At 45.5% G+C, this 1,475-nt stretch carries 2 protein-coding genes; both read right to left on the bottom strand.

Annotated features, from left to right (window positions below; genetic code table 11):
- Positions 1–1,284: hypothetical protein (locus COT43_06920; protein PIS28201.1), on the bottom strand; the 1,284-nt coding region annotated here is incomplete at its 3' end.
- Positions 1,281–1,475: hypothetical protein (locus COT43_06915; protein ID PIS28200.1), on the bottom strand; the 195-nt coding region annotated here is incomplete at its 5' end. The genes COT43_06915 and COT43_06920, both read right to left, overlap by 4 nt.

Raw genomic sequence — 1,475 nt, 5'->3', positions numbered from 1 at the left:
GGTTCGGAGACGGCATTGTTCGATGATTCGCGCATCACGGCAGATCGCCATAGATTGTTCATACAGCGAATTCGCGCCATCGAAGTCCCGTAACACGAGAAACCTTAATTCCGCCAACCGAAACAACGCCTGTGCCGAGTACGCGCTCTTCGGCATTGCGACGATCAACGAATCGTAGATCGAAAACGCACTCTGTAAATGCGATTCATCATCGGTAACGTTTTGAATGAACTCCGTCTTGAAAAACACATTTCCCGGAAAAAAATAATCCAGCGGATTCGCCGTCTGTTGGGCTAAAACAGATTTTTCGACCGCATCCGCCAGACCGAGCAACGCCTTTGGTGCGATCGGTTGAAATTCGTGGCGTTGAATAATTTCCGCATAGCATTTTTCAGCCTGCTGATATTCCCGGTCATTGACCAGATCGTTCGTAAATTTCAGAATGTCGTTTCCCTTGAAACCTGTCTTTGATTCAACTATTAGAACTTCATGCCAAGAGACCGCAAATCGCTTGAATTTGAAATTGAAATCAGCTCGAATCCGATGAAATTCGGCAACCATCGGCGAACTATTTATTTCTTTTACAATCAGCGAATCGATGGCATTATATAGAGTTTGTTCATTGGGAATTTTCATCAACTGGTTGCCGATCAGTCCGTAGTTCCTCGGATTGGCGCGACCGTTTAAAAGAAATTCCCGCGTCGCTTTCACATATTCACTACGCATCAGAAAATAATTTGCCAGTTCCAATGAAAACAGGTCGGGTTTCCGATGATAAACACGCGCATCATAAATGATATTTTCCGCCCGTTCGTATTGGCGAACGCCGACGAGAACATTAAACAGCGTCTGATAAATTGATAGCGAGTGATGAAAACGCTCAATACAACCTTTCCAATATTCGAAAGCTTCCGCCGTGTCGCCTTTCGCATAAACCAATCTCCCCAGATCGATCGCCACGCTCTCAAAATTCGGATTAATAGCAAGAAAACGCCGGATGACGCGTTCAGCCTCCGTGTAATTACCTCTTTGAAACAGCAGGTTCGTATATCGCAAATAATACGAATAATTTCCAGGCTGAGAATCGACGAGAAACCGGTAGATTTCAAGCGCCTGATCCGTTTGTCCTTGGAGTTCCAGACGTTGTGCCATCTCGAATCGATATTTCTGCTCGCTCAATTCCGCCGAGGTTGGCCTGGGTGTTTGAGAAAAACCAGCGACAGCCGGTAGGAATACCGCAATGTAAACTAAGAATCTCAATCGGAAATATTGTCCCGTTTTCATTCGTTTACCTCTTTGGACAGCGACTCGAAATAGCGTCGGATGATCTCCTCATTTTCTTTGGAATAACCCTCTTTCAACGCCTTTTCCAAATTTTCCTGAAGAACCGTTCGTCGCTCGCCAAAATCACTGGGAAGCACGCCGGATTTTCTTCGGTCGACATCTTGGCCAGTTTTACTTTTTCGCTCGTCTTT

This window comes from Candidatus Marinimicrobia bacterium CG08_land_8_20_14_0_20_45_22 (assembly GCA_002774355.1).
Lineage (GTDB): Bacteria > Fidelibacterota > UBA2242 > UBA2242 > UBA2242 > 0-14-0-20-45-22.
Note: the sequence above shows the minus strand (reverse complement) of the source record. Positions and strands in the feature narration are given on the sequence as shown.